The following is a 20903-nucleotide window of genomic DNA, read 5'->3' on the forward strand; positions in this document are numbered from 1 at the left end:
GGGGGTGCTTGCGTCAAGTGACCGAGGCAGCGACGCGTGCGCCGCTGCCTCGAATGCTTTCGCCGACCGGAACGGGGAAGCGTCAGTCCTTCGTCACTCCGGTCCCACCGGCACCGTCGATCCCGGTGCCTGCGCCCCCTGCGCCCTCCGCGCCTGACGGGGCCTGGCCGAACGTGCCGGCCGTCGCGTCGATGGTTCCGGGGGCCTGGACGGCCGGCGCCATCGCGATGCCGGTCTTGGCGCGGCGGCCGCGCTTCTCGATCCAGGTCGCCAGCGACGAAAGAAGCAGACACAGCGCGATGTAGATCGTGCCGACGACAGTGATCGTCGAAACGTAGGCGTACTGACCGTTGACCTGGGTGTTGGAGATCAACCGCGCGGTCGCGAGCAGCTCCGGGTACAGGATGATGAAGCCCAGCGAGGTGTCCTTGAGCGTCACCACCAGCTGACCGATGATCGTCGGCAGCATGGAACGGACGGCCTGCGGCATCAGCACGCCGGCCATGACCTGCGTCTTGCTCATGCCGAGTGCGTACGCCGCCTCGCTCTGGCCCTTCGGCACCGCGTTGACACCCGCGCGCAGTACTTCGGCCTGAACACAGCCGTTGTAGATGGACAGACCCACCGCCAGCGCCCACATCGAGTAGTCGGTGAGGAAGCCGACCCAGATGGCGTAGATCGTGATCAGCAGCGGGATCGAGCGGAACAGCTCGACGAAGGTGGTCGCCACCCAGCGGATCGGTTTGTGGTCGGAGAGCCGACCCACGGCGAGCACCACACCGAGGACGAGCGAGCCGACCGCCGCCAGACCGAACGCCTTGAGCGTCGCCACCAGAGCATTCGCGATGTTCTGCCGGATACCGGTGTAATTGAAGATGTCCCACATCTCGGGTGCGAGATGCCCCTTGTCGGACAGACGCACGAGACTCAGGGCGATCAGCGCGACGATGGCGCCACCGCCGATGACCGTGAACATCCTGTTCCGGACGACGGCCTTGGGGCCGGGGGCGTCGAAGAGAACGCTGGCACTCATCGGGCGACCTCCATACGACGCTCCAGCAGCCGGAAGAGGCCGCTGATGGTAAAGGTGACGACCAGGTAGCCGAGCGCCACCCACAGGAAGACCGGGACGATGTCGTAGCCCCGGTCGCTCATCAGCTTCTGCCAGCCGAAGAGTTCGGTGACGCTGAAGGCGCCGGCGATCGCGGAGTTCTTCGTGAGGGCGATGAAAATGCTGCTCAGCGGAGGGATGACCGTCCGGGTGGCCTGGGGGAGCACGATCTCACGCAAGGTCTGGGCGAAGGTCATCCCGATCGAGCGCGCGGCTTCGGCCTGGCCCAGCGGCACCGTGTTGATGCCGGAGCGCACCGCCTCGCAGATGAACGACGACGTGTAGAAGCCGAGCGCCAGCGAGCCGAGCAGGAAGGGGCTCATACCCGGGAAGAGGATCTCCGGCACCACGAAGAAGAAGAACAGGAAGAGCAGAGTGAGCGGGGTGTTGCGCATCAGCGTCACCCAGGCTGTGCCGAAGTACCGCAGCGGCGGCACGGGCGAGACCCGGAAGGCGGCGATGATGACACCGAGCACCAGGGCGATAACCGAGCTGATGGCGGTGATCGACACGGTTCCTATGAAGCCGTCGCGGAACTCTGGAAAATTGTCGAGCAGTACGTTCATGAGGTCTCCGCGTCGGCGGTCAGCGGCATCAGGGCAGGGGAAGGGGCGCCCCGTACGCCGCCGTGCCCCACAGGAGCGGCGGCGGCGTACGGGACGCCTGGGTCACACGTTCGGTGACGGGGCGTCAGCCGTGGGACGGCGTCAGTAGCGCTCGAGCGCCGGCGGCAGGGTGAACTCCGAGCCGGACAGGCCCAGCGTCGCCTCGTAGATCTTCTTGTACGTGCCGTCCAGGACGTGCCTCTCCAGCGAGTCGTTGATCGCCTCGCGCAGGACCTTGTCGTCCTTGTTGAGGCCGACGCCGTAGGGCTCGTCGGTGAACGGCTGGCCGACGACCTTGAGCTTGTCGGGGTTGGAGGCGGCGTAGCCCTTGAGGATCGAGTCGTCCGTGGTGACGGCGTCGATCTGCTTGGTCAGCAGCTGCTGGACGCAGTCGGAGTACTTGGCGAACTCGACGACGCTCGCACCGTACTCCGGCTTCTTGATCTCCTGGAGCGGGGTGGAACCGACGATCGAGCAGACCTTCTTGCCCTTCACCGTCTCCTTGCCCTTGATGTCCTTCTCGTCCTTGCGGACCAGGAGGTCGGCGCCCGCCTTGTAGTACGGGCCGGCGAAGCCGACCTGCTTCTTGCGCTCGTCGTTGATCGTGTACGTGCCGACGAAGTAGTCGACCTGGCCCTTGGAGATGGCCGTCTCACGGATGCCGGAGTCGACGGTCTTCCACTCGATCTGGTCCTTGGAGAACCCGAGGTCCGCCGCGATCATCCTGGCGATCTCGATGTCGAAGCCGGAGCGCTCCTTGGTCGACTGGTCCTCGAAGCCGAGGTAGGGCTGGTCGGCCTTGGCGCCGATGATCAGCTTGCCGCGCTTCTTGGCCTTCTTGAAGGCCGGCGAGTCCAGGGCGACGTCCTTGGCGACCTCGTACGTGGGCAACGGGGGAGCCTCGGAGGAACCGGGCTGCTTGCCACCGGGCTTGTCGCCGGCGGAGCCCTCCTTGCCGCCACACGCGGTCGCGGTCAGGGCGAGCACAGCGATAGCCGCAACGGCGGCCGATTTGCGGAGCTTCATCTGAAATTTCCCTTATGCCGTAGGTCGTTGTCGTCAGTGGTGAAGGATCTTCGACAGGAAGTCCTTGGCCCGGTCGCTGCGCGGGTTGCTGAAGAACTGCTCGGGTGTGGCCTCTTCGACGATCTTTCCGTCCGCCATGAACACCACGCGGTTGGCGGCCGAACGGGCGAAGCCCATCTCGTGGGTGACGACGATCATCGTCATCCCGTCCCGGGCCAGCTGCTGCATGACCTCGAGAACCTCGTTGATCATCTCCGGGTCGAGAGCCGACGTGGGCTCGTCGAACAGCATGACCTTCGGGTCCATCGCCAACGCCCGCGCGATCGCGACGCGTTGCTGCTGGCCGCCGGAGAGCTGTGCCGGGTACTTGTCCGCCTGCGCGCTGACGCCCACCCGGTCGAGCAGGGTCCGGGCCTTCTTCTCCGCGGTGCTCTTGTCGGTCTTGCGGACCTTGGTCTGGCCCAGCATGACGTTCTCCAGCACGGTCTTGTGCGCGAAGAGATTGAACGACTGGAAGACCATGCCCACGTCGGCACGCAGCCGGGCGAGCTCCTTGCCCTCCTGGGGCAGGGGCTTGCCGTCGATCGAGATCGCGCCCGAATCGATCGTCTCCAAGCGGTTGATCGTGCGGCACAGCGTGGACTTCCCGGACCCGGAGGGCCCGATGACGACCACGACCTCGCCACGGGCGATGGTCAGGTCGATGTCCTGGAGCACATGCAGCGCGCCGAAGTGCTTGTTGACGTCGCTCAGTACGACAAGGTCGTCTCCCGCGGGTGCGGCATCCTCGGCGGCCTTGGTCACTGAAACTCCGCTCATCGGCTTCTTGCTCCGTCCTCCTCGGGTGCCAAGGACACTAGTGACGCAGTGCGACCAGCGTCATTACATCTGAGCGGAAATTGAGGATAACGATCCGGCGGCAACCGGACACACCGTGTGAACGGGACGTCACGCGGGCTGCTGGGGCGTACCGGGTGCATAACGGAAACCCTGCTGTAACCGGCAGCCACTTGACTGACGTACCGGTCATCGGAGTGGATGCCCTGTGCGGGAAAAGATGGTGGAGCGCCGCTGAACGGGAAGTGCTTCCCGGTTTCTTCAGGATGAAGCGGGGTGAAACACCGGATATCGCCCCGTTACGCCGTGCAACGGTGATGTGTCCGAAGGTCGGCTCCGCGGAGGGGACGGGTTTGCGCGCAGGGCGACAGTTACGCGCACGGCAACGGTTACGCGAACGAGTCCGGGAGCCTCACGGCCCGGGGAGAGCGAGAGGAGGGCCATGAGACTGCTGCTCGTCGAGGACGACGACCACGTCGCGGCGGCTCTGTCCGCCGTGCTCGCCCGGCACGGGTTCAAGGTCGTGCACGCGCGCAACGGCGAGGAGGCCCTGCGCGCCCTGCTGCCCGCCGAGAAGGAGCCCTTCGGGGTGATCCTCCTCGACCTCGGCCTGCCCGACCAGGACGGCTACGAGGTGTGCGGCAAGATCCGCAAGCGCACCGCGACACCCGTGATCATGGTGACCGCCCGCGCCGACGTGCGCTCGCGCATCCACGGGCTCAACCTCGGCGCGGACGACTACGTGGTCAAGCCCTACGACACCGGCGAGCTCCTGGCCCGCATCCACGCGGTCGCCCGGCGCAACACCGGCGCCGAGGACATCGCCCCGGCTCCCGACGCCGCCCTGCGCCTGGGACCGGTGCAGATCGAACTGCCCACCCGGCGCGTCAGCGTCGACGGCGTCGAAGTCCAGCTCACCCGCAAGGAATTCGACCTCCTGGCGCTCCTCGCGCAGCGACCCGGTGTGGTCTTCCGCCGCGAGCAGATCATCAGCGAGGTCTGGCGCACCAGCTGGGAGGGCACAGGACGCACGCTGGAGGTCCACGTCGCCTCCCTGCGCTCCAAACTGCGGCTGCCCGCCCTCATCGAGACCGTGCGGGGCGTCGGCTACCGGCTCGTCTCGCCGTCCGCCTGACGGGCGGGTACGACCCCGGTGCGCGCCCGCCTGCTTCCGCTGCTCATCGCCCTGATGGCGGCCGTCCTGCTCACCCTGGGCTTCCCGCTCGCGGTGAGCGTGGCCGCCGCCGAGCAGCAGCGACTGGTCATCGACCGGATCGACGACACCGCACGCTTCGCCGCGCTGGCGCAGTCCATCACCGACTCCCTTCCGGCCAGTGACGAACGTCGCCTGACCCTCGCGACGGACCTGGAGCTCTACGCCTCGGTGTACGGCATCCGGGCCGGCGTCTTCTACCGGGACGACCGGGCCCTTGCGAAGGCTCCGGAGTCCTGGACGCTGCCCCTCGAGGGGGAGGGGCGCACGGCCTTCAACGAGGCGCTGCTCGGCCGCCGTTCGCACGACCCGCCGCAGGTGTGGCCCTGGCGCGACGGCCGCGTCGTCGTCGCCTCGCCCGTCGTGCGCGACGGCGACGTCGTCGCCGTGGTCGTCATCGACTCGCCCACCGACGAGATGCGCTCCCGCATCCTGCGGACCTGGCTGCTGATCGCGGTCGGCGAGGCCCTGGCCATGCTGGTCGCGGTCGGCGCCGCCGTCCGGCTCACCGGCTGGGTGCTGCTGCCCGTACGGGTCCTGGACGCGGCCACCCACGACATCGCCGTGGGGCGGATGCGCTCGCGGGTCGCGGCCGGCGGCGGGCCACCGGAGCTGCGGCGGCTGGCCCGGTCCTTCAACGAGATGGCCGACAACGTGGAGGACGTGCTGGAACAGCAGCGCGCCTTCGTCGCCGACGCCTCGCACCAACTCCGCAACCCCCTCGCCGCGCTGCTGCTGCGCATCGAGCTCCTCGCCCTGGAACTGCCCGAGGGCAACGAGGAGATCGCCGCCGTACGCACCGAGGGCAAGCGGCTCGCCCGGGTCCTCGACGACCTCCTGGACCTGGCGCTGGCCGAGCACGCCGAGGCGGACCTCCAGCTGATCGACATCGTCCCGCTCACCGCCGAGCGCGTCGCCTCCTGGCGTCCGATGGCGGACGAGAAGGGTGTGACCCTGATCCAGGGCGGGGCCCCGGCGGCCACCGCCTGGGCTGATCCCATCGCCCTCTCCAGCGCCCTGGACGCGGTCATCGACAACGCCCTGAAGTTCACCCCGGCCGGGCAGGACGTCACCGTCACCGTCAGCGCCGGCCCCACCACGACGAGCGTCGAGGTCGCCGACCGGGGCCCCGGTCTCACCGAGCAGGAGCTCGAACGCGTCGGGGACCGCTTCTGGCGCAGCACCCGCCACCAGAACGTCAGCGGATCGGGCCTCGGCCTGTCCATCTCGCGCGTGCTGCTCTCGGTGGGCGGCGGCTCGATCGCGTACGCGCACCATGAGCCGCACGGCCTGCGGGTGACCGTCTCGGTGCCGCGTGAGCTGCCGCACAACTGCCCGAGCCGCGAGGACGTACGGAGAACACCCTGAGCTTGAGTTTTAGCCTTTGCGGGTGCGTTACTCGACATGGCATGCGCGATACTGGCCGGTCGGGCCCTCTTGCGGCCGATCGCGCAGTGAGCGGTAGGCGGGTTGAGGAACACCGGCAGTGCACAGGCCCGCCCTGCTGGTGTTGCGTAACCTCTCCGGTGCTCAGCCGGAGAGCGAGCCTGGCTCGGGGCGCCGTCGTTGCCCCTCAGGGGTGGAAGGTGAAGGCTTCATCAAAGGGTGCGTCTGCGAAGCGGACAGTAAGCAGAACCGGTTCGTCGAGCTCGTGCCGTGTGGACTTGGCTGCCGTTGTGCCATTCCAGAGATGGAAGAAGACCATGGGCTCCTCGGGGTCTTCTCCCAGGTAGCCCAGCGTCTTGCTGTACAGGGGGCTGGTCCCTCCGCACAGGATGGACGGGGGGCCGAACTCGGAGAGGACGTCTGCCCACGAGCGGTCTGTCTGCGCCCACGGGCGCACTCTTGCCCGCAGGGCGTGATGCTCGTCAGCCGGCAGAAGGCGATCGGGCCGGAGCCAGCCGCGGCGGTGCGCGAACTCGGCGTAGACCGAGGCGACGCAGTTCTGTTCGTAGCCTCCCGGCATCAACTTCTCGAACATGCCGCCCAAACCGGTGCTGCTTCCGGCCCCTCGGCTTGCCCAGGAACGGTGCTCCTCATCCCATACCTCGGGCTGGCGTTCCACGAAGAGCAGGTGATCCACCAGCATCCGGAGCGCAGCGTCACGCTGCGAGAACATACCGGGACGCCGGAGGGCAGAGTTCAACCGCTCAACGAGATAGGTGTGTATCTCGTCGGCACCCGCGAGTGATCTAGTGGAGGACACCTACAGAGTGTGCCCCATCCCTTCACCTCCGGCGCCACAGGAACAGGCAGAGGTCAAAACTCAAGCTGAGGGCCTGTTCCCGAGCCGGGTACGACATGGCTCTTCGGTGTTTTTCAGGCTCGGAATGCGAACGCCATTTTCTGGGTGGCGAGTTGGGGCTTTTGCCCCGACCTCATATCTTCCTCAACTCTCTTTGTGGAAGTGATCGTTTTGGATAGCCTCTTCGGTGACCACGGCGAGGGAAGCCGAGCCGGACATGGTTTCGGCTGCTCGCCACGCAGAAGGGGGAATGTCAGGATGAAGAGGTTCGGACGACTTCTCGGAGTGGGCACCGTCGCACTGACCTGCGTCGCCGTCACTGCCACATCCGCTCACGCCGGCACCGTTCACCACGGCAAGGGCGCCAAGTACAAGCGCACGGCCAAATCCACCGGCTGCCAGAACCACGTCTATATGTGGACTGAGGGCGGCAAAAAGGTGAGGGCCTACGGATTGCAGCACTGCGACAGGGCCGCGACCATCAGCCGGCCCACCATCGCGCTTTCCGGCAACAACGGAAAGACGTTCGTCACCGGTGGCAAGGCATGCAAGGCCGCCAAGTACTGCCAGACCAAAATCGTCACCCTCAAGATGACGAAGGGGTGGACCTACCGGGCGTCCAACGCCGGCACCGCGTCCACCGGCGTCCCGGGTGAGAGCGACATCGCCTGGCCCGACAAGACCGTGGCGCGCGTGACGAAGAAGGCGCCGTTCTGACCGACCGGTCCTGAGCGGAGGACGGTTCGGCAGGACGCCGGCCGGCCACCGGGCCGCGACCATCGGAGCTTGAGTGCCAGCACCCATCCCGGCGGTCGCCGCCGCGGTCCGGTTCCGAGGCCGCCGACGAAGGCCGCCCCCGAAAGGGTGGCGGCCTTCTGGACGTCCAAGCAGGAGAACCGGATCCAGGCCGTGGTGGAGCAGATTCGCACGGTGCGGGTGGAGGGACTGAACGGACCGGACCGACCGGATGAACTGGGGGAGCCGCTCAGGGCTTGACCGAGCGGTAGTAGCGCTTGGCCCCTTCGTGGACGGCCAGCGGGTCCGTGTAGATCGCCGTGCGCAGGTCCACCAGCTGCGCGGGGTGCACCTCACGGCCGATCCGGTCACGGCTGTTGATCACGGTCCGGGTGAATGCCTCGGTCATGGCCGGATCGGTACGGTCCGTGGTGATGAGCAGATTGGCGACGGCCACCGTGGTCACCGACTGCCCCTGTTGGGCGTGGTCATAGGCGTCGGCGGGGATGAGCGTCGACCGGTAGTAGCGGGCGGAGCCGCCCGCCGACTGCAACTTCTTGACCAGGGGCTCCTCCAGCGGCACCAGCCGGATGGCGAACCGCTCCGACAGCCCCTGCACCGCCCCGGTCGGCAGCCCGCCGGACCAGAAGAAGGCGTCGAGGTCTCCCGAGGCCAGCAACTCGGGCATGGTGTTGATGCCCGCCGACACCGGGGTGACGCCGCGCGCCGGGTCGACGCCCGCCGCCTTCAGCAGCCGGTCCGCGACCAGCCGGACCCCGGAGCCCTCCTGCCCGACGCCGACCCGCTTGCCCCGCAGGTCGGCGACCCCGCGGACGTCGGAGTCGCGGGGGACGACCAGCTGCACGTAGTCGTCGTACAGCCGCACACAGCCCCGCAGCCGGCCGGAGCCGGGCTTGCGGTCCCGCAGATACGTGGCCACGGCGTCGGCGGTGGCGATGGTGAAGTCCGCCTCCCCCGACGCCACCCGCGCGAGGTTCTGTTGGGAGCCCTCGCTGTTGCGGAGCCTTATCGACACCTCCGGCATGTCCTTGGCAAGGGCGCCTTCCAGCCGTTCCCCGTACCGCTGGTAGACGCCGCTCGGCACCCCCGTGGAGAAGGTCAGCGTCCCGCGCGGGGTCCGTTCCCCCAGCGGGAGGAGCCACCACGCGAGCAGCCCCAGCACGACGGCGAGCGCGGCGCCCGCCTGTAGGGCGCGGCGACGGCCGAATCGGGACGGGACGGGGAGCATGCGCGCGATCCTGCCAGCTCACCGCCCCCCTGACCAGGCCCGCCCGCGGGGGCCGGGCCCACGGCGGCGCGGGAGCCCTCCCCGCGCGGCCGGGCAGGGGAGGGGCGATCCCGGCAACCGCCTACCCTGGTCACATGAGCAGCGGCAACCGGAGCGAAGCAGTGGACGTCCAGAAGAGCTACGAGGTACGCACCTACGGGTGCCAGATGAACGTCCACGACTCCGAACGGCTGTCGGGTCTCCTGGAGGACGCCGGTTACGTACGGGCCCCTGAAGGAGCGGACGGCGACGCCGACGTCGTCGTCTTCAACACCTGCGCGGTGCGCGAGAACGCCGACAACAAGCTCTACGGCAACCTCGGCCGGCTCGCCCCGATGAAGACCAAGCGCCCCGGCATGCAGATCGCCGTGGGCGGCTGCCTCGCCCAGAAGGACCGCGACACCATCGTCAAGCGCGCCCCCTGGGTGGACGTCGTCTTCGGCACGCACAACATCGGCAAGCTGCCCGTGCTGCTGGAGCGCGCCCGCATCCAGGAGGAGGCGCAGATCGAGATCGCCGAATCCCTGGAGGCGTTCCCCTCCACGCTGCCCACCCGCCGCGAGTCCGCGTACGCCGCGTGGGTCTCCATCTCGGTCGGCTGCAACAACACCTGCACCTTCTGCATCGTCCCCGCGCTGCGCGGCAAGGAGAAGGACCGCCGCACCGGCGACATCCTGGCCGAGATCGAGGCCCTGGTCGCCGAGGGCGTGTCCGAGATCACCCTCCTCGGCCAGAACGTGAACGCGTACGGCTCCGACATCGGCGACCGCGAGGCATTCTCCAAGCTGCTGCGCGCCTGCGGGACGATCGAGGGCCTGGAGCGCGTCCGCTTCACCTCCCCGCACCCCCGCGACTTCACCGACGACGTCATCGCCGCCATGGCCGAGACGCCGATCGTGATGCCGCAGCTCCACATGCCGATGCAGTCCGGCTCGGACAGCATCCTCAAGGCGATGCGTCGCTCCTACCGTCAGGAGCGCTTCCTCGGCATCATCGAGAAGGTGCGCGCCGCGATGCCGGACGCCGCCATCTCCACCGACATCATCGTGGGCTTCCCCGGCGAGACCGAGGAGGACTTCGAGCAGACGATGCACGCGGTGCGCGAGGCCCGGTTCGCCAACGCGTTCACCTTCCAGTACTCCAAGCGCCCCGGGACCCCGGCCGCCGACATGGACGGCCAGATCCCCAAGGAGGTCGTGCAGGAGCGCTACATGCGCCTGTCCGCCCTCCAGGAGCAGATCTCCTGGGACGAGAACAAGAAGCAGGTCGGCCGCACCCTGGAGGTCATGGTCGCGGAGGGCGAGGGCCGCAAGGACGGCGCGACCCACCGCCTCTCCGGCCGCGCCCCCGACAACCGCCTGGTCCACTTCACCAAACCCGTCCAGGACGTGCGCCCCGGCGACGTGGTGACCGTGGAGGTCACCTACGCGGCCCCGCACCACCTGCTCGCCGAGGGCGCTCCGCTCGCCGTACGGGCCACCCGCGCCGGCGACGCCTGGGAGAAGCGCACCACCGCTGCCGCCGCCAAGCCGGCCGGAGTGATGCTGGGCCTTCCCGGCATCGGCGCCCCGGCCCCGCTCCCGGTCGCCGCCGCGCCGGCCTGCGGCATCGGCTGACGGCTTCAGGCCCGGGCGGGCGGTTCTGTGGCGTCGGCTGACCGCTTCAGGGTCCGGCGGGCGGCTCCGCGGCGTCGCTGACGGCTTCAGGCCCCGGCGCACGGCCCGGCAAGTACGCTGACCGGCATGCTTGTCGCCGCCGCCGTGTGCCCCTGTCCGCCGCTCCTGGTGCCCGAGGTCGCCGCCGGGGCCGCACCCGAACTCGACACCGCGCGCGCCGCGTGCCTCGACGCCGTGGGGGTGCTGGCCGCCTCCCGCCCCGACCTGCTCGTGGTCGTGGGCCCGGGGGAGGGCAGAGTTCACCCGGGGGGCGGGCGCGGCTCCTTCCGGGGGTTCGGCGTCGACCTCGACGTGACCCTGGGCGAGCCGGACCCGGCCGTACGGGTGCCGCCGCTGCCGGACTCCCTCGCCGTGGGCGCGTGGCTGCTGGGCCGGGCACGCTGGGCCGCCGCCCCGGTCGACGGGCTCGCGGTGGACGAGCGCCGGAGCGCCGGGGAGTGCGCGAAGGCGGGAGCGGAGGCCGCCGGCCGCGCCGGCCGCGTCGCGCTCCTGGTGATGGGCGACGGCAGCGCCTGCCGCACGCTCAAGGCGCCCGGCTATCTGGACGAGCGGGCCGCACCCTTCGACGCCCGGGCGACCGCGGCCCTCGGCTCAGCCGACCTCGCCGCACTCGACGCGCTGGACGAGACACTCGCGTACGAGCTCAAGGCGGCCGGCCGGGCCCCCTGGCAACTGCTCAGCGGCGCGGCACACGGGGCCGGTCTCGTCGGACGGCTGCTGTACGAGGACGCCCCCTACGGGGTGGGCTACACGGTCGCCGCCTGGTCCTGAAACCGCCGGACGGCGGTACCGGAGCGCTGGGCTCCGGTACCGCCGCCGAGGGTCGTCCTGCCGCCGGGGTCAGGGAGCGGGCGGCGGCGGGGGCGGAGTAGCGCCGGGCGTACCCGGCGTGCCATCGGCACCGGGGGCGCCGGGCGTGCCGTGCGTACCCGGAGTGCCGGGGGCGCCGGGCGTGCCGCCGTCCTTCTGCCCCAGCTTGTCCACGGCTTCCTTGGCCTTGCGCGTACCCGTGTCGATCTTGTCGCTGTACTTGCCCTTGGTCTTCTGGTCGACCGTGCGCGCGGCCTTGTCGAGGCCCTGCTCGATCTTGCCCCCGTGCTGCTGCGCCAGGTCGCCGACCTTTTCCTTGGCCGGTCCCAGCTTGGCCTTCAGGTTGTCCAGGAACCCCATTGGGTCACCTTCCGTGCAGTGAGGACGGTCTGCGGGAGCGTTCTCCCGCACCCATTGTCCGTCACCTGTCCCTTCCTGCCGACTTTACTCACCCTTCGGCGTTCTCTTCAGTGCGCTCCCGAGTGCGCAACCGACTGCTCTCCCGGCCGAAGAACCGAGTGCTCTCCTGGCCGAAGAGGTGTGCGGGAAGGGCCCGGAGATTTGCGAGACTGTGGCGGTGAACCGTCCCGCTTCAGCCCCCCGCGTCATCACCGTCGTCGGCCCCACCGCGGCCGGAAAATCCGATCTGGGGGTCTTCCTCGCCCAGCGACTCGGCGGCGAGGTGGTCAACGCCGACTCCATGCAGCTCTATCGCGGGATGGACATCGGTACGGCGAAGATGACGCCCGCCGAACGCGCCGGGGTGCCGCACCACCTGCTGGACATCTGGGACGTCACCGAGGCCGCCAGCGTCGCCGAGTACCAGCGGCTGGCCCGGCTGGAGATCGACCGGCTGCTCGCCGAGGGCCGTACACCCGTCCTGGTGGGCGGCTCCGGGCTGTACGTGAAGGGGGCCGTCGACGCCCTGGAGTTCCCGGGTACGGACCCCGAGGTGCGCGCCCTGCTCGAAGCGGAGCTGGCCGAGCGCGGCTCCGGCTTCCTGCACCAGCGGCTCGCCGCCGCCGACCCCGACGCCGCCCGGTCCATCCTGGCGAGCAACGGCCGCCGTATCGTCCGCGCCCTCGAGGTCATCGAGATCACCGGCAAGCCCTTCACCGCCAACCTCCCCGGCGACGAGCCGGTCTACGACGCGGTGCAGATCGGCGTCGACGTGGACCGCCCCGAGCTGGACGAACGCATCGCCCGGCGGGTCGACCGGATGTGGGAGGCCGGTCTCGTCGAGGAGGTGCGCACCCTGGAGGCGCGCGGGCTGCGCGAGGGACTCACCGCCTCACGCGCACTGGGCTACCAGCAGATCCTCTCGGCGCTCGCGGGGGAGTGCACCGAGGAGGAGGCGCGGGCCGAGACGGTGCGCGCCACCAAACGCTTCGCACGCCGGCAGGACTCCTGGTTCCGGCGCGACCCGCGCGTCCGGTGGCTCGGCGGCGGGCACCGTGACCGGGCAGAACTCCCGCACCAGGCACTGGCGTTGGTCGAACGAGCGGTCACAGCCTGATCACGTGATGGCATCGGGACGCTCCGGCCGTCAATTCGGCGCCCGCGGTCGTGCCATCATCGAGCATCGATCCACCAGTGCAGTCCGAGTTGGGAGGGCGCGTGGCGATGGAGGCCGGCCCTCGCGACACGGAGCAGCACGACGTACCGCCACCGCGCGAGAACGTGGGGCGGCTGAGCCCTGACGGGCCCGACGAGCAGGACGCCGCCCCCGAGGTGGAGGTCGAGCTCCGCCCCGCCCGCAGGCTGCGGATCTGGCAGCTCGCCCCCATCATCGTGCTGGCGGCGGTCGGCTCCCTGATGTTCGCCTTCCCGCTCGCCTTCGAGTTCGGCGACGGCGGCGCGGTCGTCGCGATGCTGGGGCTGTTGATCAGCTGCTGCGCGGCCGGCTGGGGCATGATGGCCGCGCGCCGTGTCGGCCACACCTGGCCCGGCCTGCCGGCCCGGGGCTCGGGCGACCGCCCCGACTGGCGGGTGATCGGCCTGTACGTCGCCATGGGCGCCGGACTGGTCGCCCTCGCCGTCTGGCGCGTAGCCCGCCTGCGCTGACAGCTCCTTTGCCCCCACCTCCGCCCGCGCCGGGCACCGTACGGCGCTCCCGGGCCCGGGGCCGGATCCGGTTTCGCGCGGTGTAGGCGGCGGCTCGTACAGTTGCCCTGTGAGCACTTCGCAGATCGCCTTCCTCAAGGGTCACGGCACCGAGAACGACTTCGTGATCGTCCCCGACCCGGACAACGCCCTCGCGCTGCCCGCCCCCGTCGTCGCCCGGATCTGCGACCGCCGGGCCGGTATCGGCGGGGACGGCCTGCTGCACGTCGTCCGCTCCGCGGCCCACCCCGAGGCCCGGGACATGGCGTCCGAGGCCGAGTGGTTCATGGACTACCGCAACGCGGACGGCTCGATCGCCGAGATGTGCGGCAACGGGGTGCGGGTCTTCGCCCACTACCTCCAGCGCGCGGGCCTCGTCGAGCGGGGCGGCCTGGCCGTGGCCACCCGGGGCGGCGTCAAGCAGGTGCACCTTGCCAAGGACGGCGACATCACGGTCTCCATGGGGCACGCCCTGCTTCCCGGGGAGAGCGCCACCGTCAGCGTCGGCGACCGCAGCTGGCCCTCCCGCAACGTCAACATGGGCAACCCGCACGCCGTCGCCTTCGTCGACGACCTGGCCCACGCCGGCGACCTCCTCTCCGCCCCTCCGGTCAGCCCCGAGGCGGTCTACCCCGAAGGGGTCAACGTCGAGTTCGTCGTCGACCGGGGACCGCGCCACGTCGCCATGCGCGTCCACGAGCGCGGCTCCGGCGAGACCCGCTCCTGCGGCACCGGAGCCTGCGCGGTGGCCGTCGCCACCGCCCGCAGGGACGGCCGGGACCCGGCGGTGACCGGGCTCCCCGCCACGTACACGGTGGATCTCCCCGGCGGCACCCTGGTCATCACCGAGCACCCGGACGGCGCGATCGACATGACCGGCCCCGCCGTGATCGTCGCCGAGGGCGTCATCGACCCGGCCTGGCTCGAAGCCGCGACCGGCTGACCCCCGCAACGACGCCATCCGACGTCCGCCACCCGACTCCGGAGCGGGGGCCGGGCGACACCAGTGATCCGTCGGCGTCCGGCTCGAAACGGTGATCGGTCGGAGCTTCGCTCGAATGGGTGATCCGTTTCACGCTGGGCGAGAGCCGGTCTGCGCCACGTGGTGGGCTCGGTAGCATCAAGCACCGGCCCGGAGAGGCGTCCGCCTCTCCCCACCGCCGGTCGACGTCGCCGGAGGTGCCCATGAGTGCAGAGGCCGCCGATCCCGCCGCTGTGCCGCGCAGGCGGAGCCGGCCCAGGATCGATCTGCGCAGACTGGGCCGGGTGGCGCTCCTCGGTCCCGTCTCCCGCGACCGGCTGCCCGACGCCATCGGCCATGTCGCCGACGCGCACCGCGCCCACCACCCCGACGCCGACCTGGCGATCCTGCACCGGGCCTACGTCCTCGCGGAGTCCTCGCACCGGGGCCAGATGCGCAAGAGCGGCGAGCCGTACATCACGCACCCGCTCGCCGTGACCCTGATCCTCGCCGAGCTCGGGGCCGAGACCACCACCCTGACCGCCTCCCTCCTCCACGACACCGTCGAGGACACCGAGGTGACGCTCGATCAGGTGCGTGAGCAGTTCGGCGAAGAGGTCCGCTACCTCGTCGACGGCGTCACCAAACTCGAAAAGGTCGACTACGGAGCCGCCGCCGAGCCCGAGACCTTCCGCAAGATGCTCGTCGCCACCGGCAACGACGTCCGGGTCATGTCGATCAAGCTCGCGGACCGGCTGCACAACATGCGCACCCTCACGGTGATGCGCCCGGAGAAGCAGGCCAGGATCGCCAAGGTGACCCGGGACGTCCTCATCCCGCTGGCCGAACGCCTCGGCGTACAGGCGCTCAAGACCGAGCTGGAGGACCTGGTCTTCGCGATCCTGGACCCCGAGGAGTACGAGGACACCCGCGCCCTCATCGCGGCCGCCACGGGCGACGCGGACCCCCTCGCCGCCATCGCGGACAGCGTCCGGGCCACCCTGCGGGAAGCGGGCATCAGCGCCGAAGTGCTCATCAGGCCACGCCACTTCGTCTCCGTGCACCGGGTCCGCAGGAAACGCGGCGAACTGCGCCCCACCGACTTCGGCCGGCTGCTCGTCCTGGTCGCCGAGGACGCCGACTGCTACGCCGTGCTCGGTGAGCTGCACACCTGCTTCACCCCGGTGATCTCCGAGTTCAAGGACTTCATCGCCGCCCCCAAGTTCAACCTGTACCAGTCGCTGCACACGGCGGTCGTCGGCCCCGAGGGAGCCGTCGCCGAAGTCCTCATCCGTACGCACCGGATGCACAAGGTCGCCGAGGCCGGCGTCGTCGCCCTGGGCAACCCGTACGCCCATGACGGCGGCGCGACCCCCCAGCAGGCCGAGCCCTCCGACGAGCGCGCCGACCCGACCCGGCCCGGCTGGCTGTCCCGGCTCCTGGACTGGCAGGAGTCCGCCACCGACCCGGACACCTTCTGGACCACCCTGCGCGCCGATCTCGCCCAGGACCGCGAGATCACCGTCTTCCGCACCGACGGAGGGACCCTCGGCCTGCCCGCCGGAGCCAGCTGCGTCGACGCGGCGTACGCGCAGCACGGGGAGCGGGCGCACGCCTGCATCGGAGCCCGGGTCAACGGCCGCCTCGCCACCCTCAGCACGGTCCTCAGCGACGGGGACACCGTGCAACTGCTGCTCGCCCAGGACACCGCGTCCGGCCCGTCGCCCGAGTGGCTGGAGCACGCCCGCACCCCCGGGGCCCGTATCGCGATCACCGGCTGGCTCTCCGCCCACCCCGACGACCGCCCGGGCCCGGACGGTGCGGCAGCCGAAGGCCGGACCGAGCCCGCCGGTGACGACGCCCGCAGCGACGATGCCCGGAGCGACGGCCCCCACAGTGCCGCACCGGTCCGTACCCGGTCCGGCGGACAGGCCGCCAACGTGGTCGTCGACGCCCCGGAGGCGACCACGCGCCTGGCCGGCTGCTGTACGCCGGTGCCCCCCGACGAGGTGATCGGCTTCGTCGTCCGGGGCGGGGCCGTCACCGTGCACCGCCAGGAGTGTCCCTCCGTCGCCCGGATGCGGGAGATCGGCCGCGCACCGGTGGCGGCCCGCTGGAAGGACGAGGACGGCCGGGACGACTCCGCCGCCTGCCGCGTCACCCTCGTCGCCGAGTCCTTCGGACGCCCCCGGCTGCTCGCCGACCTCACCGAGGCCATCGCCACGGCCGACGCGGCGATCGTCTCCGCCACCGTCGAACCGCCCAGCGAACAGCGCGTCCGGCACACCTACACCCTCCAGCTCCCCGACGCCGCCGGGCTGCCCGCACTGATGCGCGCCATGCGCGAGGTCGCCGGGGTCTACGACGTCAGCCGCGCCCAGCACCCCGCCGCCACCGGCTGAGCCCGCACCCGGGGCCTCCTCGTTCGAGTGGTGCGGCGCGCGGCACCCCGGGGAGGCGGCCCGGCTGCTGATAGCGGTAGTCCATGCCGCTCCTCTCCCGCCGCCTGCGGGCCGCCCTGCTGGCCTCCGCATCGCTCACCCTCGTCGCCGCCGCGCTGCCCGCCCCCGAGCCCCTCGGCATCGGCGACCGGCTCTTCCCCGAGCTGGGCAACCCCGGCTACGACGTCCTCGCGTACGACATCGCCTTCACCTACCACGGCAGCAACACCAAGCCCCTGGACGCCGTCACGAAGATCCGGGCCCGCACCACCGCACCGCTGGAGCGGATCAACCTCGACTTCGCCCGGGGCACGGTCCACAGCGTCGAGGTCGACGGGCAGTCCGCCGACTTCGGCAGCAAGAACGAGGACCTGATCATCCAGGCCCCCCGCCGCCTCCCCGAAGGCGTACCGCTGAACATCACCGTCCGGCACACCAGCGACCCGGCCGGAACCGCGGGCAACGGCGGCTGGATCCGCACCGCGGACGGCCTCGCCATGGCCAACCAGGCCGACGCCGCCCACCGGGTCTTCCCCAGCAACGACCACCCGTCCGACAAGGCGCACTTCACCTTCCGCGTCACCGCCCCCCAGCAGCTCACGGCGGTCGCCAACGGGCTGCCCACCGGCCGGACCCGGCACGGCGCGACGACCACCTGGACCTACCGCACCGAGCACCCCATGGCCACCGAGCTCGCCCAGGTCTCCATCGGCGACTCCGCCGTACTGCACCACACCGGACCGCACGGACTGCCGCTGCGCGACGTCGTCCCGGCCGCCGACCGGGCGAGGATGGAGCCCTGGCTCAAGAAGACCCCCGCCCAGCTGGAGTGGATGGAGCGGCAGGTCGGCCGCTACCCCTTCGAGACGTACGGAGTCCTCGTCGCCGACAGCCCCATCGGCTTCGCCCTGGAGACCCAGACGCTCTCCCTCTACGGCAAGTCGTTCTTCACCGAGCCCGCCTACCCCGAGTGGTACGTCGACTCCGTCATGGTCCACGAACTGGCCCACCAGTGGTTCGGCAACAGCGTCACGCCCGCCTCCTGGTCCGACCTGTGGCTGAATGAAGGACACGCCAGCTGGTACGAGGCCCGCTACGCCGAGGAGAACGGCGGCGGCACCCTGGAGCGGCGGATGCGGGAGGCGTACCGGCTGTCCGACGACTGGCGGGCCAACGGCGGCCCGCCGGCGCACCCGGACGGCCCGGCCGAGGGGCAGAAGCTCAGCCTGTTCCGGCCCGTCGTCTACGACGGCAGCGCCCTGGTGCTCTACGCCCTGCGCCAGGAGATCGGCGAGGCGGCCTTCGACCGGCTGGAGCGCGCCTGGGTGCGGATCCACCGGGACGGCACGGCCACCACCGCGGACTTCACCCGGCTGGCGTCCGGCGTCGCGGGACGGGACCTCACGGCGTTCTTCGACGGCTGGCTGTACGGAAAGAAGACACCGCCGATGCCCGGACACCCCGACTGGCGCACGGCCGACCCCGCGAAGACCTCTTAGGACGACGGCGTAAACCCGGGTGACGGCCCGCCGGGGGCCGTGCCACTATCGACGCGTCGGCACGGCGGACCGCGTCCCGTCGGATGCCCCGGACGGGCTTCAGCGGCCCAGTGGGAACGACCGGGAATCATCCGGAGAGATCACGCGTTGTGACTGACGTAAAGACTTCTATCGACGTAAGGATCCAATGACCTCCTCTTCCTCCCTTCCCCAGGACGCGCAGGACGCGCAGAGCGCCACGGAGAACGCCACCGAGAGCCTCACCGAAAGCCTTCGGGCGGACGCCCTGATGGAAGAGGACGTCGCCTGGAGCCGAAAGATCGACGGAGAGCGGGACGGCGACCAGCTGGACCGCTCCGAGCGTGCCGCCCTGCGGCGCGTGGCCGGTCTCTCCACGGAGCTCGAGGACGTCACCGAGGTCGAGTACCGACAGCTGCGCTTGGAGCGCGTCGTGCTGGTCGGCGTCTGGACCTCGGGGACGGTGCGTGACGCGGAGATCTCCCTCGCGGAGCTCGCCGCCCTCGCCGAGACGGCGGGCGCACAGGTGCTGGACGCGGTGTACCAGCGGCGCGACAAGCCCGACCCGGCGACCTACATCGGTTCCGGCAAGGCGCTGGAGCTGCGGGACATCGTGCTGGAGTCCGGGGCCGACACCGTCGTCTGCGACGGTGAGCTCAGCCCGGGCCAGCTCATCCACCTGGAAGACGTCGTCAAGGTGAAGGTGGTCGACCGGACCGCCCTCATCCTCGACATCTTCGCCCAGCACGCCAAGTCCCGGGAGGGCAAGGCGCAGGTCTCGCTGGCGCAGATGCAGTACATGCTGCCGCGACTGCGCGGCTGGGGTCAGTCGCTCTCCCGTCAGATGGGCGGCGGCGGATCCAGCGGCGGTGGCGGCATGGCCACCCGTGGTCCCGGTGAGACCAAGATCGAGACGGACCGGCGACGGATCCGCGAGAAGATGGCGAAGATGCGCCGGGAGATCGCGGAGATGAAGACCGGCCGCGAGATCAAGCGGCAGGAGCGCAAGCGCAACAAGGTGCCCTCGGTCGCTATCGCCGGATACACCAACGCGGGCAAGTCCTCGCTGCTCAACCGCCTCACCGGAGCCGGTGTCCTGGTGGAGAACGCCCTGTTCGCCACCCTGGACCCGACCGTGCGCCGGGCCGAGACGCCGAGCGGCCGCATCTACACCCTCGCCGACACCGTCGGGTTCGTACGGCATCTGCCGCACCACCTCGTCGAGGCGTTCCGCTCCACCATGGAGGAGGTCGGCCAGTCCGATCTCATCCTGCACGTGGTGGACGGTTCGCACCCGGTGCCGGAGGAGCAGCTCGCCGCGGTGCGCGAGGTGATCCGCGACGTGGGCGCGGTGAACGTGCGCGAGATCGTCGTCATCAACAAGGCGGACGCCGCGGACCCGCTGGTCCTCCAGCGGCTGCTGCGCAACGAGAAGCACGCCATCGCGGTCTCGGCCCGGACCGGTGCCGGCATCGACGAGCTGCTCGCGCTCGTCGACGCCGAGCTGCCGCGCCCGTCCGTCGAGATCGAGGTGCTCGTGCCGTACATCCAGGGGGCGCTGGTCTCCCGGGTGCACGCCGAGGGCGAGGTCCTCTCCGAGGAGCACACCGCCGACGGCACCCTCCTCAAGGCCCAGGTCCATGAGGAACTGGCGGCGGAGCTCGGGACGTTCGTCCCCGCCGCGCACTGATCACCGTGCGGCGCGAGCCGTGATCACCCCACGGCACAGACCGTGGCAGAGACGCCCGGCCGGGACCTCCCGGCCGGGCGTCACCCGTTCCCGGGGGCTTCGCGCCCCTCGGCGGCGGAGTCCTCGTACCCCGGGGGCACGAAGCAGGCGGTCACGGTCTTGCCCTCCCGCTGCGGATGGTGGGCCCAGCTGTCGGCCAGCGCGTCGACGATGGCCATGCCGCGACCGCCGAGTGCGCCGGGGTCGCGGTCGCGGGGCACGGGCGGCAGCGGACTGGAGTCGTGGACGCTGACGTGCAGGCACTTGCTGTCCCACGTCAGGATCAGCTGCGCGTCGCTGTGCGCGTGCTTGTGCGCGTTGGTGATGAGCTCCGAGACGGCGAGGAGCACCGAGTCCACGGTGTCGGGCGCGCGTTTGGCCCAGTCCAGCGTCTCAAGGTGCTCGCGCGCCCAGTGGCGTCCCGCTCGCACCCCCTGGGAGATCGGGAAGGACTGGGCCCAGCCCACCGCCCTCATGGTGGAATCGGTCATCGCCCTGCCTCTCGGTCGTGGCCGCACGGGTACCGGCCCTCGGTAGCCTTCCGTGTACCCGCCGGAACGCCGAACACCGTCCCGCCGAGAGCGGAACGGTGTTCGGGAGCAGCCG

Annotated in this window: 19 protein-coding genes; 11 read left to right on the forward strand and 8 right to left on the reverse strand. The window is 70.5% G+C overall.

The window, feature by feature from the left end; translation table 11 throughout:
* Window positions 1-82 precede the first annotated feature (82 nt).
* The 4 genes from ACLJPL_RS30140 to ACLJPL_RS30155 all read right to left on the reverse strand — a co-directional run bounded on the left by ACLJPL_RS30140 (window position 83) and on the right by ACLJPL_RS30155 (window position 3561).
* On the reverse strand, window positions 83-1033 hold the full coding sequence (locus ACLJPL_RS30140; protein ID WP_411084114.1) for an amino acid ABC transporter permease: 951 nt from the start codon (window positions 1031-1033) through the stop codon (window positions 83-85).
* Window positions 1030-1677, reverse strand: coding sequence for an amino acid ABC transporter permease (locus tag ACLJPL_RS30145; protein WP_411084115.1), 648 nt, complete (start codon window positions 1675-1677; stop codon window positions 1030-1032). The genes ACLJPL_RS30140 and ACLJPL_RS30145 overlap by 4 nt, the downstream gene beginning before the upstream one ends.
* 141 nt (window positions 1678-1818) lie before the next feature.
* The gene (locus tag ACLJPL_RS30150; protein WP_411084116.1) at window positions 1819-2742 is read right to left on the reverse strand and encodes a glutamate ABC transporter substrate-binding protein; all 924 of its coding nucleotides are present in this window, start codon (window positions 2740-2742) and stop codon (window positions 1819-1821) included.
* A gap of 33 nt (window positions 2743-2775) precedes the next feature.
* Window positions 2776-3561: an amino acid ABC transporter ATP-binding protein gene (locus tag ACLJPL_RS30155; RefSeq protein WP_411084117.1), complete on the reverse strand. Its 786-nt coding sequence runs from the start codon at window positions 3559-3561 to the stop codon at window positions 2776-2778.
* A 460-nt stretch (window positions 3562-4021) separates the two neighbouring features.
* Here ACLJPL_RS30155 and ACLJPL_RS30160 point away from each other — a divergent pair, with 460 nt between their 5' ends.
* Window positions 4022-4714 carry a response regulator transcription factor gene (locus ACLJPL_RS30160; RefSeq protein ID WP_411084118.1) on the forward strand — a complete coding sequence of 231 codons (693 nt, stop codon included), beginning with the start codon at window positions 4022-4024 and terminating at the stop codon, window positions 4712-4714.
* Between the two features lie 18 nt (window positions 4715-4732).
* Window positions 4733-6160, forward strand: coding sequence for an ATP-binding protein (locus tag ACLJPL_RS30165; protein ID WP_411084119.1), 1428 nt, complete (start codon window positions 4733-4735; stop codon window positions 6158-6160).
* A gap of 205 nt (window positions 6161-6365) precedes the next feature.
* On the opposite strand, the gene ACLJPL_RS30170 is transcribed toward ACLJPL_RS30165, so the two are convergent.
* Window positions 6366-6998 carry a hypothetical protein gene (locus ACLJPL_RS30170; protein ID WP_411084120.1) on the reverse strand — a complete coding sequence of 211 codons (633 nt, stop codon included), beginning with the start codon at window positions 6996-6998 and terminating at the stop codon, window positions 6366-6368.
* Window positions 6999-7322: 324 nt separating this feature from the next.
* Between ACLJPL_RS30170 and ACLJPL_RS30175 the strand changes: the two genes are divergently transcribed.
* The gene (locus ACLJPL_RS30175; protein WP_411084121.1) at window positions 7323-7754 is read left to right on the forward strand and encodes a hypothetical protein; all 432 of its coding nucleotides are present in this window, start codon (window positions 7323-7325) and stop codon (window positions 7752-7754) included.
* Window positions 7755-8022: 268 nt separating this feature from the next.
* Here the strand turns inward: ACLJPL_RS30175 and ACLJPL_RS30180 are convergent, their stop codons facing one another.
* Window positions 8023-9021, reverse strand: coding sequence for a TAXI family TRAP transporter solute-binding subunit (locus ACLJPL_RS30180; protein ID WP_411084122.1), 999 nt, complete (start codon window positions 9019-9021; stop codon window positions 8023-8025).
* A 134-nt stretch (window positions 9022-9155) separates the two neighbouring features.
* Between ACLJPL_RS30180 and miaB the strand changes: the two genes are divergently transcribed.
* Both miaB and ACLJPL_RS30190 read left to right on the forward strand, forming a co-directional pair.
* Complete coding sequence (gene miaB, locus ACLJPL_RS30185) at window positions 9156-10676, forward strand: tRNA (N6-isopentenyl adenosine(37)-C2)-methylthiotransferase MiaB (RefSeq protein WP_411084123.1); 1521 nt, start codon at window positions 9156-9158, stop codon at window positions 10674-10676.
* A 126-nt stretch (window positions 10677-10802) separates the two neighbouring features.
* Window positions 10803-11507 (forward strand): class III extradiol dioxygenase subunit B-like domain-containing protein, encoded by a 705-nt coding sequence (locus ACLJPL_RS30190; RefSeq protein ID WP_411084124.1) that lies wholly within the window; start codon window positions 10803-10805, stop codon window positions 11505-11507.
* A 69-nt stretch (window positions 11508-11576) separates the two neighbouring features.
* On the opposite strand, the gene ACLJPL_RS30195 is transcribed toward ACLJPL_RS30190, so the two are convergent.
* On the reverse strand, window positions 11577-11906 hold the full coding sequence (locus tag ACLJPL_RS30195) for an antitoxin (protein ID WP_411084125.1): 330 nt from the start codon (window positions 11904-11906) through the stop codon (window positions 11577-11579).
* Window positions 11907-12123: 217 nt separating this feature from the next.
* Between ACLJPL_RS30195 and miaA the strand changes: the two genes are divergently transcribed.
* From miaA to hflX, 6 genes are all read left to right on the forward strand, one after another.
* Complete coding sequence (gene miaA, locus ACLJPL_RS30200; RefSeq protein ID WP_411084126.1) at window positions 12124-13062, forward strand: tRNA (adenosine(37)-N6)-dimethylallyltransferase MiaA; 939 nt, start codon at window positions 12124-12126, stop codon at window positions 13060-13062.
* A gap of 107 nt (window positions 13063-13169) precedes the next feature.
* Window positions 13170-13610, forward strand: coding sequence for a hypothetical protein (locus tag ACLJPL_RS30205; protein WP_411084127.1), 441 nt, complete (start codon window positions 13170-13172; stop codon window positions 13608-13610).
* 109 nt (window positions 13611-13719) lie between these two features.
* The gene (dapF, locus tag ACLJPL_RS30210) at window positions 13720-14592 is read left to right on the forward strand and encodes a diaminopimelate epimerase (RefSeq protein ID WP_411084128.1); all 873 of its coding nucleotides are present in this window, start codon (window positions 13720-13722) and stop codon (window positions 14590-14592) included.
* A 242-nt stretch (window positions 14593-14834) separates the two neighbouring features.
* Window positions 14835-17012, forward strand: a complete 2178-nt coding sequence (locus tag ACLJPL_RS30215; protein ID WP_411084129.1) for a RelA/SpoT family protein — start codon at window positions 14835-14837, stop codon at window positions 17010-17012.
* An 83-nt stretch (window positions 17013-17095) separates the two neighbouring features.
* Window positions 17096-18550: a M1 family metallopeptidase gene (locus ACLJPL_RS30220; protein WP_411084130.1), complete on the forward strand. Its 1455-nt coding sequence runs from the start codon at window positions 17096-17098 to the stop codon at window positions 18548-18550.
* Between the two features lie 187 nt (window positions 18551-18737).
* Window positions 18738-20258 (forward strand): GTPase HflX, encoded by a 1521-nt coding sequence (hflX, locus tag ACLJPL_RS30225; RefSeq protein ID WP_411084131.1) that lies wholly within the window; start codon window positions 18738-18740, stop codon window positions 20256-20258.
* An 80-nt stretch (window positions 20259-20338) separates the two neighbouring features.
* Here the strand turns inward: hflX and ACLJPL_RS30230 are convergent, their stop codons facing one another.
* On the reverse strand, window positions 20339-20788 hold the full coding sequence (locus tag ACLJPL_RS30230) for an ATP-binding protein (protein WP_411084132.1): 450 nt from the start codon (window positions 20786-20788) through the stop codon (window positions 20339-20341).
* Between the last annotated feature and the right edge of the window lie 115 nt (window positions 20789-20903).

The organism is Streptomyces sp. cmx-18-6 (assembly GCF_046548915.1).
In the GTDB taxonomy this organism is placed as follows: Bacteria; Actinomycetota; Actinomycetes; order Streptomycetales; family Streptomycetaceae; genus Streptomyces.

Excerpts from the sequence above, each read along its gene's own strand:
- ACLJPL_RS30195 (WP_411084125.1), bottom strand. The coding sequence starts at position 11,906 with ATGGGGTTCCTGGACAACCTGAAGGCCAAGCTGGGACCGGCCAAGGAA.
- hflX (WP_411084131.1), top strand. The coding sequence starts at position 18,738 with ATGACCTCCTCTTCCTCCCTTCCCCAGGACGCGCAGGACGCGCAGAGC.
- ACLJPL_RS30160 (WP_411084118.1), top strand. The coding sequence starts at position 4,022 with ATGAGACTGCTGCTCGTCGAGGACGACGACCACGTCGCGGCGGCTCTG.
- ACLJPL_RS30215 (WP_411084129.1), top strand. The coding sequence starts at position 14,835 with ATGAGTGCAGAGGCCGCCGATCCCGCCGCTGTGCCGCGCAGGCGGAGC.
- ACLJPL_RS30150 (WP_411084116.1), bottom strand. The coding sequence starts at position 2,742 with ATGAAGCTCCGCAAATCGGCCGCCGTTGCGGCTATCGCTGTGCTCGCC.
- miaB (WP_411084123.1), top strand. The coding sequence starts at position 9,156 with ATGAGCAGCGGCAACCGGAGCGAAGCAGTGGACGTCCAGAAGAGCTAC.
- ACLJPL_RS30230 (WP_411084132.1), bottom strand. The coding sequence starts at position 20,788 with ATGACCGATTCCACCATGAGGGCGGTGGGCTGGGCCCAGTCCTTCCCG.
- ACLJPL_RS30145 (WP_411084115.1), bottom strand. The coding sequence starts at position 1,677 with ATGAACGTACTGCTCGACAATTTTCCAGAGTTCCGCGACGGCTTCATA.
- ACLJPL_RS30190 (WP_411084124.1), top strand. The coding sequence starts at position 10,803 with ATGCTTGTCGCCGCCGCCGTGTGCCCCTGTCCGCCGCTCCTGGTGCCC.
- ACLJPL_RS30205 (WP_411084127.1), top strand. The coding sequence starts at position 13,170 with ATGGAGGCCGGCCCTCGCGACACGGAGCAGCACGACGTACCGCCACCG.
- ACLJPL_RS30220 (WP_411084130.1), top strand. The coding sequence starts at position 17,096 with ATGCCGCTCCTCTCCCGCCGCCTGCGGGCCGCCCTGCTGGCCTCCGCA.
- ACLJPL_RS30140 (WP_411084114.1), bottom strand. The coding sequence starts at position 1,033 with ATGAGTGCCAGCGTTCTCTTCGACGCCCCCGGCCCCAAGGCCGTCGTC.
- ACLJPL_RS30155 (WP_411084117.1), bottom strand. The coding sequence starts at position 3,561 with ATGAGCGGAGTTTCAGTGACCAAGGCCGCCGAGGATGCCGCACCCGCG.
- ACLJPL_RS30180 (WP_411084122.1), bottom strand. The coding sequence starts at position 9,021 with ATGCTCCCCGTCCCGTCCCGATTCGGCCGTCGCCGCGCCCTACAGGCG.